Source organism: Flavobacterium defluvii (assembly GCF_900129555.1).
Lineage (GTDB): Bacteria > Bacteroidota > Bacteroidia > Flavobacteriales > Flavobacteriaceae > Flavobacterium > Flavobacterium defluvii.
Map to the genome: position 1 here is coordinate 1,874 of NZ_FQWC01000019.1, position 1,171 is coordinate 3,044.

1 protein-coding gene is annotated in these 1,171 nt (G+C 38.9%); it reads right to left on the reverse strand.

Going from position 1 to position 1,171, the window contains the following annotated elements:
* On the reverse strand, positions 1–1,041 hold a 1,041-nt coding region (locus BUC29_RS21615), incomplete at its 3' end, for a DUF6443 domain-containing protein (RefSeq protein ID WP_244160861.1).
* Between the last annotated feature and the right edge of the window lie 130 nt (positions 1,042–1,171).

The window sequence follows — 1,171 nt, forward strand, 5'->3', positions numbered from 1 at the left end:
ATCATATTTGTACTGGTAGCATAAATTATCGAGAATAAGCTGGCTTCCATCAATAACAGCCGAAAAAGTACTTCCTGCTTTGGCATTGAAGCCGGGTAACAGCCTTATAGAGTTTGATGCTTTTAAATATAAAGAGCTTCCTGAATTGATCAGGGCTGTAGAAGTAATATCTGAATCTGTTCCATTAGGAGTTCCAATTAAATCAACTGCTTTTGGCGGGATTACATAAGTGAGGTTTCCATAGATATCATAAACATAATAGGTGTCGTGTTTCTCATTTGAGGTTCCTTTATCTACAGTACTGTAAGTTCTTTTAAGGATAACCTGACCTTCCTTATTTTTAAATTCTACGGCCGATCCGTTAACTTCAAGAGGTGATGCAGCAGAGTTTTCATCATAGGTTATGGTTTTATAAAGTTCTCCCGCATTATAATTTCCGCTGTTTACAATAGAAATATCATATAAACCCGAAGCTGGATTCCAGGTGGTTTTGGCAGTAAAAAGTTTTACCTCGTCTTTAATATTGGTTTGATAATCAATTTTTATTTCATGTCCAGATCCTGAACGCCAGTCATTGCCCGGAGCTGCCTGTTTGAGGACACGGTTCAGGGGAGAAGACTCGAGTTCTTTTCGGCTGAAAGGGTTTGTAGTGGCTTCAAACGCAGGGTTTCCGTTAATTGCAGCATTTGGTGTTCCGTAATAGGAAAGCTGTTTTGTTTTGGCCGCGGCATCAAAAGCCATGGCCGAGGTTTCAGCCTTAAAAGGCAGGTATACCTCGACCTGTCTTCCAAAACCGTCATATTCAATATGTGTGATGATGTCTTTGCCAGACTTGGACTGCTGATAATCTACTTTTTGAATTGGTCTTCCCAGTCCGTCAAAATAGGTTACGGTCTGCGCAGCTTGTAAAATAGTAGGCGCTGTTATTTTTATGGTACTTGGTGTTTTATAAGTAACGGTTTTGATATAATTTTCAGTCTCGGTCTGGCTGTTTACTATAAGAGGAAACAAAACCAAAAGGCATTTTAGGATATTTTTCATGATGGTTTTGGTTTGTTTATGGTTTATAATTGTACTGGTTTTCAGAGAGAATATTGCCCAGGTTATCTTTTACGGTTTCCAGTCTTCCGAAACTGTCATAAGTATAAGTGGTGATAAACCCTTTAGGATC